Below are 15,312 nucleotides of genomic sequence, written 5' to 3'. Positions count from 1 at the left end.
TCAATGACGGGAGATTTTGAAAACCATTCAGAACAGGACCGGGAGTTGGTTCTAAGATTCGAAAACTCCCTGAAGTCCAATTTGGACCTGTATTTTGGAGAGGAGGAGCTGGAGGATATCGTCAGGTTTTACCTGGATAATCTGAAATTTAAGAAGGCCCACAAAGCCAGTCAGATCGCCTTGGAGCGGTTTCCGTTTTCCCAAGAGATCAAGCTGCTGAGGGCACAGGCGTTGATTTTTTTGGATGATGTCGAAGAGGGTGTAGAAATATTGGAACACCTTAACAATATCTCTCCTAACAATGAGGATATCGTGTTGGCACTTGCAAATGCCTACCCGTTACTGGGTAGTATCCGTGAGTCAATCGAATTGCTGGAGGGATACCTGCCCGTTGCAGAGGACAAGGCAGAAGTACACTACCTCCTAGGCAACGTGTACCGTGCAGACGGGCAGAAAGAAAAAGCCATACAGTCGTACAAAGACTGTGTCACGCTGAAACTCAACCACGAGGATGCCCTCTTTCAGCTTGCCATGATCACCGAAGAGGAGGGGTCATTTGATGAAATCCTCAAGTTTTACCAAGAATTCATCGATCAGGATCCCTACAATGCCGGGTCTTGGTACAACTTGGGTGTGGTTTACAACCGGTTGGGGAAATTTGAGGAGGCCATTTCGGCCTATGAGTATGCCATTCTGATTGATGACAGCTTCGCCTCGGCCTACTTTAACATGGGCAACGCATTGATGAATACCAATCAGTATGACCTGGCGCTTGAAGCCTATCAAAACACGATCAACTGTGAGGGGAGTAATTCGGAGAACTGCTGCTACCTAGGTGCAGCCTACGAAAAGCTGAATCAGATTGACATGGCGTTTAAATATTTCAAGAAGTCAGCCAAGTTGGATCCCGAATACGACGATGCGTGGTTTGGCATGGGCATGTGCATGCTGAAGAAAAAGAAATATTTCGAAGCTATCCACTATTTCAAAAAGGCGATTCACATCTCAGACGAAAATGCCAACTATTGGGTTGGATTGGCAGAAGCTGAGTATAATCTAGGCAATCTTCAAGCAAGCTCTGAGGCTTACGAGGAAGCGATTAACCTAGAACCGGGGATATTGGAGACCTATATCAACCTTTCCATTATCTATTTTGACCAGAACCGGTTTGAGGAAGCGGAAGATGTGATTAAAGAGGGCATGGAAGAATTGCCGGAGGAAGCCGAACTATATTACCGACTAGTGGTATACCTAATAAAGACGGGGAAATACAAAGAAGCCTTTTCAATTTTAGAAAATGCATTAACTTTGGGGTTTGAAAAACACGTGATTTTATTTGAGTTGATGCCGGAACTGGAGCATCAAAAGGCCATTTATAAAATCATCAACCAGTATAGGACCGATTTTACCAAATAAGTTTTCCTATTATTTCGTCTTTACAAATAACTTATTGAATGAATTACATTCTAAAGAGCATTCCAGACCGTACGGTAAAGCCTAGGACGTCGGGGTTTACCATGGCCATGGACAAAGGATTAAGCCTAAGGGAAGTTGAAGATTTTATTGAAGTAAGCGGTGATTTTATCGATATAGTCAAGTTTGGCTGGGCTACTTCCTACGTAACCAAGAGACTTAAAGAAAAAATAGAACTATATCGCTCTGCGGGCATCCCCGTGTATTTTGGAGGAACATTGTTTGAAGCTTTTTTGGTAAGAGGTCAGTTTGAGGATTACCGAAGGCTGCTTGATACCTACGGGCTTACTTTTGCAGAAGTATCAGACGGCTCCATCACCTTGGACCACGAGAAAAAATGCGAATACATCCGCACACTGGCCAAGCAGGTTACGGTGCTTTCTGAGGTTGGATCCAAAGACGCTGCCAAGATAATCCCTCCTTACAAGTGGATAGAGCAGATGCAAAAGGAGCTAGATGCCGGTGCTTGGAAAGTAATCGGCGAGGCCCGAGAGGGCGGAACGGTCGGACTATTTAGAGATTCCGGTGAGGTGAGACAAGGATTGGTCGAAGAGATTCTCACCAAAATCCCCGAAGAACGTATCATTTGGGAGGCTCCACAAAAAGAGCAGCAGGTGTGGTTTATCAAGTTACTGGGGGCAAATGTGAACTTGGGAAATATCGCTCCCAACGAGTTTATCTCCTTGGAGACGTTACGCCTTGGATTGAGAGGGGATACGTTTGACCATTTTTTGAATCTGGGAGTGTAATGCTCCCTTTTTGCCGCACCTAACATACACCGAAGGGAACTTTCATGAGAAATGTAACAGACAAACTCCTTTTGTTCTTGAAGGGAATGGCCATGGGAGGTGCAGACATTGTACCAGGTGTATCGGGGGGTTCTATTGCCCTGGTTACTAAGATATACGAAAAGTTGCTGGACAGCATCCGGTCCATAGACATGGAGGCGATTTATTTGTTGAAAAGCTTGGAAATTAGAGCCTTCTGGAAGCATGTAAACGGTGGTTTCTTACTTACATTGGTGCTGGGCATTTTGACGAGCATCTTTACCCTTTCCCGGGCCATCACCTTTCTGATGGAAAATCATGCGATACCACTTTGGTCGTTTTTCTGTGGGCTGATCCTCATAAGTGCGATAGTGATCTTAAGGGATATCCGAAAGTGGAACCTGTTCGCAATTGTAGCGATTCCTTTGGGCACTGCGATTGCCTATTTCATCACCGAGATCCCTCCGGTAGCCACACCCGAGACTATCTGGTTTACGTTCTTATCTGGATCTATAGCCATCTGTGCCATGATTTTGCCCGGAATCTCCGGAAGCTTTATTCTATTGATTTTGGGCCAATATGAGCAGATTCTCCGGGCTGTCAACGAGAAAGATATCCTGACCTTGGGTGTCTTTGCAGTAGGATGTATTGTGGGAATTCTTTCCTTTAGCAGGTTGATATCGTGGCTTCTGAAGCGTTTCCATGCCATCACACTGGCCTTCTTATCCGGATTTATGCTCGGGTCCATCAACAAAATTTGGCCTTGGAAGGAGGTACTTTCTTACCGGCTTTCGAGTAGCGGAGAACAAAAGCCCTTTCTCACCAAGAACATCTGGCCACACCACTATCAACTTGCGACGGGAGAGGAAGCCCATTTTTTGTTGGCCATCCTGGCATTTCTGGTAGGCGTGGTGCTGGTAGTGGGTATAGAACGCTTAGCGGCATACACCAAAACTTCGGAATAACGATGAAAAAATTCGGCTTAATTGGTTTTCCCCTATCCCATTCTTTTTCGAAAAAATACTTCACCGATAAATTTGAAAAAGAGGGGCTTCACGACTGTCTGTACAACTTATACGAAATACCCGACATATCGGATCTCAATCAGGTACTCGTATCCAATCCGGAACTGGTAGGTCTCAATGTGACCATTCCATATAAATTACAGGTTATCCCCTTTATGGATGAACTAGACCCTGCTTGCGAAGCCATTGGAGCAGTAAATACCATTAAGATCAGCAAGGGGAAACTCTTCGGATATAACACCGACTATTACGGCTTCAAGTCTTCCCTTGAAACCTGGCTGGGTGATGCCCGGCCCAGGGCACTTGTGCTGGGCACCGGCGGCGCTTCCAAAGCAGTCGTACAGGCCCTGATTGATTTAAACATCGCCTACCTACGCGTATCCCGAACCAAGGTAAACCAGGAAGATCCCTTGCTGATTACTTACGAAGACCTACACAGTAATTCAGCTTTGCTGCAAGCGTATACACTGATTATCAACACCACCCCTCTGGGTACCTACCCGAATACCGAGCGAACCCCCGACATACCTATCGCGCAAATTGATAGCCGACACCTCGTGTACGATTTGGTCTATAACCCGGAAAACACCGCGATCATGATTGCGATGGCTGAAAAAGGGGCGAAGGTAAAAAACGGTTTGGAGATGTTGCACCTACAGGCGGAGGCATCCTGGGATATTTGGAATCGCTAGCCCGTAAGGAGTAGATTTTTTTATTGATAATCAACCGCATAGCGTCCTAGAGGCTTTCAGTCAGAATATTTTTTGATCAAATTGGCTTACGCAAGAGTTAAATTTTCTAACTTATCGCGTGTAGAAAACCTAAGATTTTGTGCCTATGCCTCGTGTGAAAAAGTCTGCCGACCGAAAAATTTTTGTATTGGATACCTCCGTCATACTCTATGCCCACAATTCCATCATGAACTTTGCCGAACACGATGTGGTCATTCCGATCACGGTATTGGAGGAGTTGGACCAGTTCAAAAAGGGAAACGATACCAAAAACTTTGAGGCTCGAGAATTCATCCGGCTGCTCGACGATCTGTCAAAGGACTATATGATTCATGACTGGACTCCCCTCAACGGGAAGGGAAAGGGCCACTTCAAGGTACTGATGAATCCGGAAAACAAGCTGAATGCCAACGATATATTCGGAGAGGAGAAGAATGATCACAAAATTCTGAATGCAGCCCTTAGCCTCAAACAGTCTGAAAAGGGGAGAAAGGTTATCCTGGTCAGTAAGGACATTAATTTGCGCCTAAAGGCCAAGTCCCTAGAAATCACCGCAGAGGACTACGAAACCGGCAAGATAAAGAACATCTCCGAATTGGAAAATACCGGCAAGCGCATCATCGATGAGGTAAACCCGGAATTGATCAATGAGCTGTACGACAAAGGAGTGATCGAGGCCTCCAAGATCCCGCATGAAAAATTGAAGGAGCCCAACACGTTCTACATCCTAAAAAATAACAGCAAGTCTGTGCTCGCTTTTTACAACAGCGATTTAAACCAACTGGAGAAGATTGAGAAGAAAACCGCCTACAATATCAAACCTAAAAATGCAGAGCAAACCTTTGCACTGCATGCCATTCTAAACCCAGCGATAAAATTGGTCAGCATACAAGGGGTGGCAGGAACCGGTAAAACTTTGTTGGCACTTGCCGGTGCTTTGGAACAACGGCATGAATTCAAGCAGATCTTCCTAGCCAGGCCCATCGTACCCCTAAGCAACAAAGACATCGGTTTCCTCCCCGGAGATATCAAGTCAAAGTTGAACCCCTACATGGAGCCCCTATGGGATAATCTAAAATTTATTCAGAACCAATACAAAGAGGGAGAAAAGGAGTTTCAAAAAATAACGGAACTGGTAAATCTGGAAAAACTGGTCATACAGCCCCTTGCCTATATCCGCGGACGCTCCCTGTCCAATATCTTTTTCATCGTGGATGAGGCGCAAAATCTGACACCTCATGAAGTGAAGACCATCATCAGCCGCGCGGGAGAGAATACGAAGATAGTTTTTACAGGCGATGTATTCCAAATAGACACCCCTTATTTGGACAGTCAAAGCAACGGTCTATCTTATTTGATAGACCGTGTAAAAAACCATCCCATCTATGCACATATTAAGCTGGAGAAAGGGGAGCGGTCTGAACTGGCCAACTTGGCCAACGACCTGCTGTAGGCAATGATTCTAGCTTTCCGTAATGGTGTTTAGTTTGGCCAGGAAGGAATTGTAGTACTGCCTGCCCACCGGCACCACATCGTTGGTTTTCAGCGTAATCTCTTTCGTATTGAAGTTTTCAATCTGTGCTAACTGCACGATAAAAGACTTCTGTACCCTCAAAAACAGGTTGGAAGGCAATTTCTCTTCCATGTCTTTCATGGACTTTCGGATGGTGAAGTTTCGGTTTTTGGTAAAAATCGTCACCATATTGCCATTCGCCTCCACATAATAAATATCGGTATAGTTTACGCGCTCGAAAGAGTTGTCTGCTTTGATAAACACCGCATCGGTTACTAAATACGGGCTGATTTCAGGGGCAGCACCGCCGTGATCGACCATGGTAGGACGGGTTCGTTGATTGTATAGTACAATCTCCACCATCGCATGGATGTCGTTGCTATTAAACGGCTTCACGATAAAACCAGCTGGATGGGTTCTTTTTGCCCGTTCGATGATCGCGGGGTCACTGTAGGAGGTCACGTAAACAATCGGGGCATCCACCATCTGCTGAATGATTTCACCCAATTCTATCCCATCCTTATCCCCTTTCAGCTTGATGTCCATAAACACCATGTCTGGGCGGTATTTCTTCACGACCTTGATCGCCTGATTAGCCGAGTTGGCTATATCAATATTTACATATCCCAAAAGCTGTAAAATCTCTTCGATATTCTCCGAAATATTTACATCATCTTCCACAATGAGTATCCGCTCTTCTTTCATATTTCACGTTTTTTTATTGAAAAATACCTATAGGTACAACCTCTACTATCCAACACGTAAGTGGGATCTAATAGAGGTATTTACCGTCTAATTGCCATTGTTTGCTGTACTTCCCTAGCTGCTCAGCTTTGTTCCCTATTTTAATAGAAACCTTCCGGCAGCTTAGATAGAAGCGATTAAATATACAACAATTTGCAAAAAATAGGTAATAAAACGATATATTTATGGCATCGTCATGGAATCTATAAACTCATCAAATCTTTAAACCGTGCGGCCTGCCGTCTGCTTACCTCGATCCGGTCTCCCCCTTTCAGTGTCACCACCAAACCACCGTTAAACCAAGGCTCTATGGTGTCCACCCAACTTAGGTTGATAATGTGCTTCCTACTAGCCCGAAAAAATGATTTTTCGTCAAGACGCTCGTCCAATGCGTTCAGCGACTTATGAATCATGGGCTTGTTGTTGTCAAAGTATACCTTGATATAGTTCCCGTCTGATTCAAACAGCCTGACATTGGCCAGTTTTACAAACCAACATCGGTCCCCATCCTTCACAAAAACCTGGTCTGCTAAGGATAGCTTCTTGGGAGCTAATTCGGTGGATTCCTGTTGCTCTTTCTTGAGGTCCTCCATTTTCTTTTCCAACTTGACGAGCGTTTCCGCCAAGCGGGCCGGCTCCACCGGCTTAAGGAGGTAATCCAACGCGTTCACTTGAAATGCCTGTATCGCAAACTCATCGTACGCGGTGGTGAATACGACCAACGGCACATGGTCCAGCTCCTCCAGTAGATCAAAACCCGTCTTTTCCGGCATTTGAATATCCAGAAAAATCACATCCGGCTGCAACTGATCAATCTTTTCCTTGGCGTCGTCGACATTCAATGCCTCACCGACTACCTCTACTTTATCATGGTTCGAAAGAAGGTTGATCAGTTCCTTCCTAGCTAATCTCTCGTCATCTACTATTAATGCACGCATTGTTATCCTTATTTTTATTCTAAGTTACTATTTTGTTTCGGAATTTTTATTTCAGTGACCACAAATTCTTGCCCATGGTTGAATATTTTGAAAGAAGCCCTCCCTCCATAAATGAGTTTTAGCCGTTCAATGGTATTGGAAATCCCGTGGCCCTCACCGGGTTTTCGGCTGACTGCCTCTCCTTTTAGTTGTCCGCTATTTTTTACCCAAATGTACAAATCTCCCAAAAGTCCAATACTGGATTTGATCTCAATGATGCCCCCACGCATGAGGTTTGAGATGCCGTGCTTGATGCCGTTTTCGACGATGGTCTGTAGCATCATAGGGGGAATTTTATAGTGAAAGGCCGCCTCCTCGATTTCGTAGTTGACCGTAAGCCGTTCTTCGAAACGAATTAGCTCCAAGTTAAGGTAGTCCTTTACGGTATTCAGTTCCTCGCCAAAAGGGATCACCTTGTGCTTGTCCATGATCAGCGAGTACCTCAGGATGTTCGAGAGCTGCGTTATGGCAGACTTTGCCTTTTTGGGGTCCTCGTCAACCAAAGCCCGCACACTGTTCAGCGCATTAAATATAAAATGCGGATTTAACTGATTGCGCAAGTGAATCAGCTTTATTTCGTTGATTTTGGCCTGATACTTCAGGGTAGCATTGTAGTTGTCCAGAAAATAAAACAGAAAGTACATCAATACCCAAAGTGAGTAGAACACAAAGCTAGTAAACAGATTGGCCAGCAAAAACAACGGTGTCAAATCCACCAAGGGGTTCAAGATGTCAAATACTAGATTGATGAACACCTGGGCAAACATGTTAAGAAAACTCAATAAGACAAGGGAAATAAAGACCTTCTTGAGGAGCTTCTCCAATGAAAATTCAAACCAGGCGTTTTTCTTGATGTAATACCTGAAAAAGTGGGTTGACAAAAAATAAAAGGTAGCAAGTGATAGGTAAGCGCCCACCTGAATCGGCGTGATGCCCCGATCAAAGGATAAAAAAAACAGGTTTAGGCCAGCATATCCCAGCCAACCCACGCCCTGAAGTATCCAATATAATTTGCTTTTATCCATACATGGGATTTAACAAAAAATAGGTCAAACTCCCCACCGACCAGGTCTACTAGGGAATCTTCCTATCAGTTAAATACCGCGGTTTTATTTAAGGGAATCTTATCCAAGATCCGAAGGATAATGTCCCTGGTGCTGACGTTGTCTGCCTCCGCTTCGTAGTTCAGAATGATGCGGTGATTGAGTACATCCACAGCGATTTCCTTGATATCTTCCGGGAGCACATAATCCCTCCCGTCCATGTAAGCTACGGCCTTTGCGGCCAGATTCAGGTTGATACTCGCACGTGGCGATGCCCCAAACTGTATATAGCGGGATTCCTGCTCCATGCCGTATTTATCCGGAAACCTGGTGCAGAAGACCAGCTCAATGATGTAATTTTCCAGGGGCTCGGCAATGCGTACCTTGTTGATCTCTGCGCGAATAGCAAAGATATCTTCTTTATTAAGCAAGGGATTCACCTCCGACACAAAAAAGGCATCGGTCATCCGTCGCATCACCTCCATTTCATCCCTCTTGGACGGATAGTCGATGTTCACCTTCATCATAAACCGGTCTACCTGTGCTTCGGGTAGCGGGTAAGTTCCCTCCTGATCAACGGGGTTTTGGGTGGCCAAAACCAAAAACGGCTTGTCCAACATAAAGGTCGTTTCACCGATTGTAACCTGCTTCTCCTGCATCGCCTCCAACAATGCCGACTGCACTTTGGCCGGAGAACGGTTCACTTCATCGGCCAAGATGATATTGGAGAATATCGGTCCTTTCTTCACCTCAAAATTCGCATTGAGCTGATTATAAATCATGGTACCTATCAAATCTGAGGGCAGCAGATCGGGGGTAAATTGGATCCGTTTGAAATCCAGATGCAGCACCTTCGCCAGCGTATTTACCGTCAGCGTCTTGGCCAATCCCGGCACCCCTTCTAACAGAATGTGGCCATTTGTAAATAACCCAATCAACAACCGGTTGATCATCCGGTCCTGACCCACCACTATTTTCTTCACTTCTTGTATGGCTGCTGCTATTTTCTCCTGATGCATATCCGCTATTTGATGTTGTTTTCTATTAAAAGGAACAAATTTCTCTCCCCCAATCTATTATTCGGCCTAAATTAGAACAATTCGCTTGATCTCACAACGAACATGGGGTTGTTCTTGGGTTTTGGGAGTAAGAAAGGCCTATTTTCTTGCTCCAGAAAAACTGCCCCTCGGGTTTTCGGGGGAAAATCCAAGGCTGAGGTAAATTTCATCCCGAGACTTCTCGAGCACCTGCCCACTCTTAAATCCCTCGATCGTCAAATTTTCCATGGACCATCGTACCAGGCGCAGGGTTGGATATCCCACTTTGGCCGTCATTTTTCGCACTTGACGGTTTTTGCCCTCGGTTAGCGTCAGTGAGATCCAACAATCCGGTACATTTTTTCGGTATCGGATAGGAGGGATTCGCGCCGGCAACTCCGGCTCGGAAGGTAGCAGCATGGCTCTAGCTTTTTTGGTGAGGTAGTCCTTGTTATCTACCCGAATTTCTACGCCCGCTTGAAGCGCTTGTAGAGCATCCAGCTTGATCAGACCTTCTACCTGTACGAGGTAGGTCCGCTTGTGTCCGTAGCGGGGCTCCAGTAAAAAGTGGTTGAGTTTTTTGTCATTCGTAACCAATAGCAGGCCCTCGCTATCCTTGTCCAACCTCCCGACAGGATACACGTCCTTTGGGAAGTCCCATAGCCCACCAAGCGTATGGTCCTCCCCACTAAACTGACTTAGCACACCAAATGGCTTGTATACGATGAAATACCGCAATAGCATAGTTACTGCCCGAGTAGCTTGAAGAGCTCATCAAGCTTAGGCGTTAGGATTATCTCTGTCCTACGGTTTCTGGCTCTCCCTTCGGCCGAATCGTTGGGAGCCTTGGGGTAGTAATAGCTTCTGCCAGATGCAATTACGCGCTCGGGATCCACTTTGTAGGTCTGTGTCAATATCCGAACGATGGCAGTGGCCCTAGCAGTACTTAGCGCCCAGTTGTCTTCAAATCGACCGCTGATCGGCACGTTATCGGTGTGCCCTTCTACCATAATCTGAATTTCTTCATTGGAATTCAACACCTCAGACAATTTGCCCAAAGCCTCTCGGCCGTCTCGATTTACGGTTGCACTGCCGGAGGGAAATAGCAATTTATCCTGTAGGGAGACATACAGCTTACCGTCCTCCTCGTAGACCTGTAGCTCGTCGGATCGGTATTGGTTCAATGCCCTGTCCACTGTAGCTTTTAGATTGGCCATCACCGAACGCTGTTCGTCCAACAGGCTTTGAAGCATGTCGAGCCGTTCCTGTTGCTCCAAAAGCCTTCGCTCCTTTTCGGTCAACTGTTGCTGTACAGAAGTGGAGGTGGACAATGCCTGACTTAGACGGCTATTGAGGGTTTCAGTGAGCTCTTTTTCTCTGGACAGCGCGCCCTTGGTTTGGTCCAGTTCCTCCTGGGTTTTCTGGAGGGTTTCCCTAGTCGTCTGTAAAGAAGACTCGGTATCGCCCAGCGATCGGGTGAGGCTGGAGATGCGCATATTGGCTTCGGTAAATTTCTTCTTGGAAACACACGAAGAAAAGGCTAGGATTCCGCCAAAAAGGAGAAACAAGGGTATTCGAGACAAGTACATATCCATGTATTTTTTGTACAACTAGTGATTTAGCAATAAAAACCGTACCAACCTTCCCCTCTTTCCAACTACTCGTACGAAATATACTTCCAATTTGATACAAAAAAAATTCCCGCAGACTTAAGAAATTCTACTCCAGTTTACAGCGTTTTTTTTCTGTTTGCTAATTTGCGCTAGAATAGGCCTGTGCTCCTCCGAAAGTAGCTGAGGATCCCGTTCCAATAATTCCCTCGCAACGTCCCGGGCCAGTGCCAGAATGGGTGCATCCTTACTCAAATCAGCGATTTTCAAATCCGTAAGTCCAGACTGCTGCGTGCCCGTTAGGTCCCCCGGACCCCTCAATTTGAGGTCCACATCTGCTATCTCAAAACCGTTGTTGGTTCGCACCATGGTCTCTAACCGAACTCGGCTATCCTTGGACAACTCGTACTTGGTCATCAAGATGCAATAAGACTGATTGGAGCCTCGCCCTACCCTTCCGCGAAGCTGATGAAGTTGCGAGAGACCAAAACGTTCGGCATTTTCGATCACCATAACCGTCGCATTGGGCACATTGACACCTACCTCAATCACCGTGGTGGCAACCATGATTTTTGTCTCCCCCTTTACAAACCGAGCCATTTCGTATTCCTTATCGGCAGGCTTCATATTGCCATGAAGAATACCTATCGGATACTCGGAAAAAGCCCTGCAAATACTCTCGTATCCGTCCATCAAGCTCTTTAGATCCGACTTTTCCGACTCCTCTATCAAGGGATACACCAAGTACACCTGCCTGCCTTCCTCAATCTGCTTTCGTAAAAAACCAAAGACCCGCAGCCTGTCCCGGTCATACCTGTGGATGGTTTGTATCGGCTTTCTACCGCTTGGCAACTCGTCGATGACCGAAATATCCAAATCCCCATAAAGGGTCATCGCCAACGTACGGGGAATCGGCGTGGCTGTCATCACCAGCACGTGGGGATATACATCCTTGTTTTTACCCCAAAGTTTTGCCCTCTGAGCAACGCCAAAGCGGTGCTGTTCATCAATAATTGCCAGCCCCAGATTCTGAAACCGCACCACATCTTCTAAAAGTGCATGGGTTCCGATCAGAATGTGTAGGCGTCCTTCCAATAGTGCAGCGTGTATCTCGTCCCGGGAAGAACGTTTGGTAGACCCGGTAAGCAGCGCAATCTCCAAGCCCATCTTACCCGCATAATCCTTTAACCCCTCGAAATGTTGTGTAGCGAGGATCTCCGTGGGGGCCATCAGGCAGGTTTGCGCGCCGGAGTCCACGGCAATGAGAATACTGATGAAGGCCACTATGGTCTTACCAGATCCCACATCTCCCTGCACAAGCCGGTTCATTTGCTTCCCAGACTTCAAATCCGCAAAAATCTCCCGGGTCACCTTCTTTTGGGCGTCGGTTAGGTCAAAGGGAAGATGGTTTTGGTAGAAATTAGTCAGCAGCCCGGTTTGGCCCAGAGCTTGACCCCGAAATTTTTCCGTTCTGGCCAATTTCAACTTCAGCAGCCTAAGCTGCAAAAAGAAAAATTCCTCAAACTTGAGTCGGTACCTAGCCCTACGAAGCACCTGCACATCGGATGGAAAATGAATATGTCGAATGGCTTCGACCTTTGCCATAAGCCGATGGGCCTGCATCAGCGTGGGAGGTAGTGTCTCTGACACCTGGGAAAGCCCCTGCTTCAGCAACTCCTCCATCAGCTTGGAAATGCCCTTGCTGTCTAAATATTTAGCACGCAGCTTTTCGGTGCTTGAATATACCGGCTGTAGAAAAGACTTGTCTGATTGCCGATCGGTGACCAATTCCAACTCGGGGTGGGCCATGGAATATTTTCTCCCATACTGATTGGGCTTGCCAAAGGCCACGTAAGAAGCGCCCTTCACCAGCCGTTTGATGACCCACTGAACTCCTTTGAACCAAGTAAGTTCCATTACCCCGGTATCATCGCTAAACTGTGCAGTCAAGCGCTTTTTCCTACCCTCACCTATCAGCTCCCAAGATCCCAACTTTCCCACTACCTGCACATGCTCCAGGTCTGGATTCAGTTGGTTTATTTTTACAAATGCTGTTCTGTCTTCGTAGCGAAAAGGAAAGTGCTCTAACAAATCTCCAAAGGTAAAAATCTGTAGCTCCTTTCGGAGCAACTCAGCCTTCAGCGGGCCAACACCCCTGAGAAACTCAATGTTCGTATCAAAGAATCCCGACAATGGTTTGTATTTTTACGTTTAAGCTGTCACGATACTATCTACCATCTGCTGTATCTGTGCCCGATGATCTCTTAGGGACTGCAATAGCATGCTTTGGTTTTTGGACCGATGGAGATTTTGGTTCTCGTAAGAGATGTGGTAATACACGTTTCCATTGAGGTAATCGGTCAGAAATCTCAACCCCATGATACAGGTCATCATCTCCCCTCCATAGGTCAAAGAGCCCATTTCCTTTGCATCCAACAGGCCTTTTAAAGGTTGGAAAAAACCGGCAATCAATGCTTCGTATTTCGCCAAATCTACATGGATCGAATCCCAGTTCAGGGAAGACTCGTCTTCCGAACAGGTTACCGTTCGGACAAGGTCCCCAAAATCGTAAAAAACATACCCGGCCATAATGGTGTCTAGATCAATGAGTGCATTGACCTTGGAGAGATCCTCCTGATAAATGAGATTGTTTATTTTGGTGTCGTTGTGGGTAACGCGAAGTGGCAGCGACTTCTTATACATACTATAAGTGTCTACCAAATCACGCTGCCGCTGATAAAATGTGATCAAACGGTCCACCTCCGGTGTAATGGCCACCCGTGTGTTGCGGATACTTTCCTCAAACTGCTCAAACCGAAGGGCTAGGTTATGAAAATCCGGGATGGTATCCCGCATGGTGGCAGCGTCCACTGGGAGAAAGGCTACTATAAAATCCGCAAAGGCTGCCGCAGCCTTCCGGCAGGCGGGTAGCTCATCTACCTTATCTTTCGTGATGCCCTCCACAAATGGAAAGATTCGAAATAACCGGCCTCCAACCGAGGTAAACATTTCTCCTTCGTTATTTTGCACCGGCAAGGGTAGTTCAAAGGAAAGCATGCCCTCTTTTAAATGGCTGTACAAAACAGTTAAATTACCCGATATTCTGTCCGGATACTTGAATACCTTGTCGTTAAACTCCTGAAGGATATAAGCTGCAGGGCCCACCTGTAGCCTGTAAGTGCTGTGTATATGGCCGGACCCGAACCTCGAAAAAGAAGCATCGCTTCTGAGATCAGGATAGGCTGTCAACACCTGATCGATAATCTGTTTTTCCATGGTTTATTGTTTGTCCCAACGCTAAGTGGAAACGCGGAATGGTACATTTTGGAATACCAGAGGTATTTAACCTGTAAAATTACAAGAGTTTTGCTTAATCTTGTTCGAAACCGTTTATATTTACCCGGCCACTATCCCCACCTCGGTTTACACGCAGAAATAAGGACCGAAAAGCGAAAATAATTAATAAAAATATCGATAAAGCACCCTTTATTTGATAAAATTATTAATAATTTAGGGGCTGTTTTGAGTCGAATAAGAGAAAAGCTGTATCACATATCTTCCAAATCTAATTTTATCCTACATCATGAACATCTCGGTACTAGACTGGGCAATCATTATCGCCTTTTTTGTGATTTCCATGCTCATAGGCATCCTAACGTCTAAAACTGCCGGCAAAAGTGCAAAGGAATTTTTTCTCTCGGGAAGGAATATGCCTTGGTGGCTGTTGGGTATTTCCATGGTTGCTACCACCTTTTCGGCCGACACGCCTAACCTGGTGACGGACATTGTCCGTAAGGACGGGGTATCCGGCAACTGGGTTTGGTGGGCTTTTCTACTTACAGGAATGCTGACGGTGTTTGTGTATGCAAAATTATGGCGCCGTTCTGAGGTAACCACAGACTTGGAGTTTTACGAAATTCGCTATGGAGGTAAGCCGGCTGCATTCCTACGGGCATTCCGTGCGTTGTATCTGGGGGTATTTTTCAACGTAGTAATCATGGCAACCGTATTGCTGGCAGCCATCAAAATCTTTGGTACCATGATGGGTTTAACGCCGCTGACCACATTACTTTTGGTCTCAGTGGTCACGGTGATATATAGCTCGTTGGGGGGATTGAAAGGGGTTTTGCTCACAGACTTTTTTCAATTTTTCATTGCGATGGCGGGATCGTTTGGCGCGGCCATCTATATTGTCGGTTTGCCGGAAATTGGCAGCCTAGGTAATCTGCTGGCACACCCGAATGTATCGGACAAGCTAGACCTGGTGCCAGACTTTAATGACTGGAATCTGTTGATTCCGTTGTTTATTATGCCAATAGCCATACAGTGGTGGGCCACTTGGTATCCCGGCGCAGAGCCCGGAGGTGGTGGATACATTGCCCAGCGTATGCT

At 46.1% G+C, this 15,312-nt stretch carries 13 protein-coding genes and 1 pseudogene; 6 read left to right on the top strand and 8 right to left on the bottom strand.

The genetic code is table 11. The features are described 5' to 3' along the window. Positions 1 to 3: 3 nt before the first annotated feature. From JJU34_RS00190 to JJU34_RS00170, 5 genes are all read left to right on the top strand, one after another. Positions 4 to 1,416, top strand: a complete 1,413-nt coding sequence (locus JJU34_RS00190) for a tetratricopeptide repeat protein (protein ID WP_228690281.1) — start codon at positions 4 to 6, stop codon at positions 1,414 to 1,416. 38 nt (positions 1,417 to 1,454) lie between these two features. Beyond that, a complete protein-coding gene (locus tag JJU34_RS00185; protein WP_228690280.1) occupies positions 1,455 to 2,222 on the top strand; it encodes a phosphosulfolactate synthase in 768 nt (255 codons plus the stop codon). A 44-nt stretch (positions 2,223 to 2,266) separates the two neighbouring features. After that, a complete protein-coding gene (locus JJU34_RS00180) occupies positions 2,267 to 3,205 on the top strand; it encodes a DUF368 domain-containing protein (protein WP_228690279.1) in 939 nt (312 codons plus the stop codon). 2 nt (positions 3,206 to 3,207) lie between these two features. After that, a complete protein-coding gene (locus tag JJU34_RS00175; RefSeq protein ID WP_228690278.1) occupies positions 3,208 to 3,957 on the top strand; it encodes a shikimate dehydrogenase in 750 nt (249 codons plus the stop codon). A gap of 145 nt (positions 3,958 to 4,102) precedes the next feature. Further along, positions 4,103 to 5,449, top strand: a complete 1,347-nt coding sequence (locus JJU34_RS00170) for a PhoH family protein (RefSeq protein ID WP_228690277.1) — start codon at positions 4,103 to 4,105, stop codon at positions 5,447 to 5,449. 9 nt (positions 5,450 to 5,458) lie between these two features. Here JJU34_RS00170 and JJU34_RS00165 read toward each other — a convergent pair whose 3' ends face one another. From JJU34_RS00165 to JJU34_RS00130, 8 genes are all read right to left on the bottom strand, one after another. Next, positions 5,459 to 6,214, bottom strand: a complete 756-nt coding sequence (locus JJU34_RS00165; protein ID WP_228690276.1) for a response regulator — start codon at positions 6,212 to 6,214, stop codon at positions 5,459 to 5,461. A gap of 242 nt (positions 6,215 to 6,456) precedes the next feature. Then, positions 6,457 to 7,191 (bottom strand): LytTR family transcriptional regulator DNA-binding domain-containing protein, encoded by a 735-nt coding sequence (locus JJU34_RS00160; protein ID WP_228690275.1) that lies wholly within the window; start codon positions 7,189 to 7,191, stop codon positions 6,457 to 6,459. Positions 7,192 to 7,205: 14 nt separating this feature from the next. Continuing rightward, positions 7,206 to 8,255 carry a histidine kinase gene (locus JJU34_RS00155; RefSeq protein ID WP_228690274.1) on the bottom strand — a complete coding sequence of 350 codons (1,050 nt, stop codon included), beginning with the start codon at positions 8,253 to 8,255 and terminating at the stop codon, positions 7,206 to 7,208. A 65-nt stretch (positions 8,256 to 8,320) separates the two neighbouring features. Next, complete coding sequence (locus JJU34_RS00150) at positions 8,321 to 9,292, bottom strand: MoxR family ATPase (protein WP_228690273.1); 972 nt, start codon at positions 9,290 to 9,292, stop codon at positions 8,321 to 8,323. Between the two features lie 138 nt (positions 9,293 to 9,430). Then, entirely contained in the window at positions 9,431 to 10,054 is a 624-nt protein-coding gene (locus JJU34_RS00145) for a pseudouridine synthase (protein ID WP_228690272.1), read from the bottom strand. 2 nt (positions 10,055 to 10,056) lie between these two features. After that, entirely contained in the window at positions 10,057 to 10,899 is an 843-nt protein-coding gene (locus tag JJU34_RS00140; RefSeq protein WP_228690271.1) for a flagellar motor protein MotB, read from the bottom strand. Positions 10,900 to 11,019: 120 nt separating this feature from the next. Continuing rightward, on the bottom strand, positions 11,020 to 13,113 hold the full coding sequence (gene recG / locus JJU34_RS00135; RefSeq protein WP_228690270.1) for an ATP-dependent DNA helicase RecG: 2,094 nt from the start codon (positions 13,111 to 13,113) through the stop codon (positions 11,020 to 11,022). 18 nt (positions 13,114 to 13,131) lie between these two features. Then, entirely contained in the window at positions 13,132 to 14,196 is a 1,065-nt protein-coding gene (locus tag JJU34_RS00130; RefSeq protein ID WP_228690269.1) for an aminoglycoside phosphotransferase family protein, read from the bottom strand. Between the two features lie 307 nt (positions 14,197 to 14,503). On the opposite strand from JJU34_RS00130, the pseudogene JJU34_RS00125 reads away from it, so the two are divergent. Further along, positions 14,504 to 15,312 (top strand): annotated as a pseudogene (locus JJU34_RS00125) (Na+:solute symporter); the annotation flags it as partial.

It is taken from the genome of Lunatimonas sp., from assembly GCF_020832325.1.
Lineage (GTDB): Bacteria > Bacteroidota > Bacteroidia > Cytophagales > Cyclobacteriaceae > Lunatimonas.
Note: the sequence above shows the minus strand (reverse complement) of the source record. Positions and strands in the feature narration are given on the sequence as shown.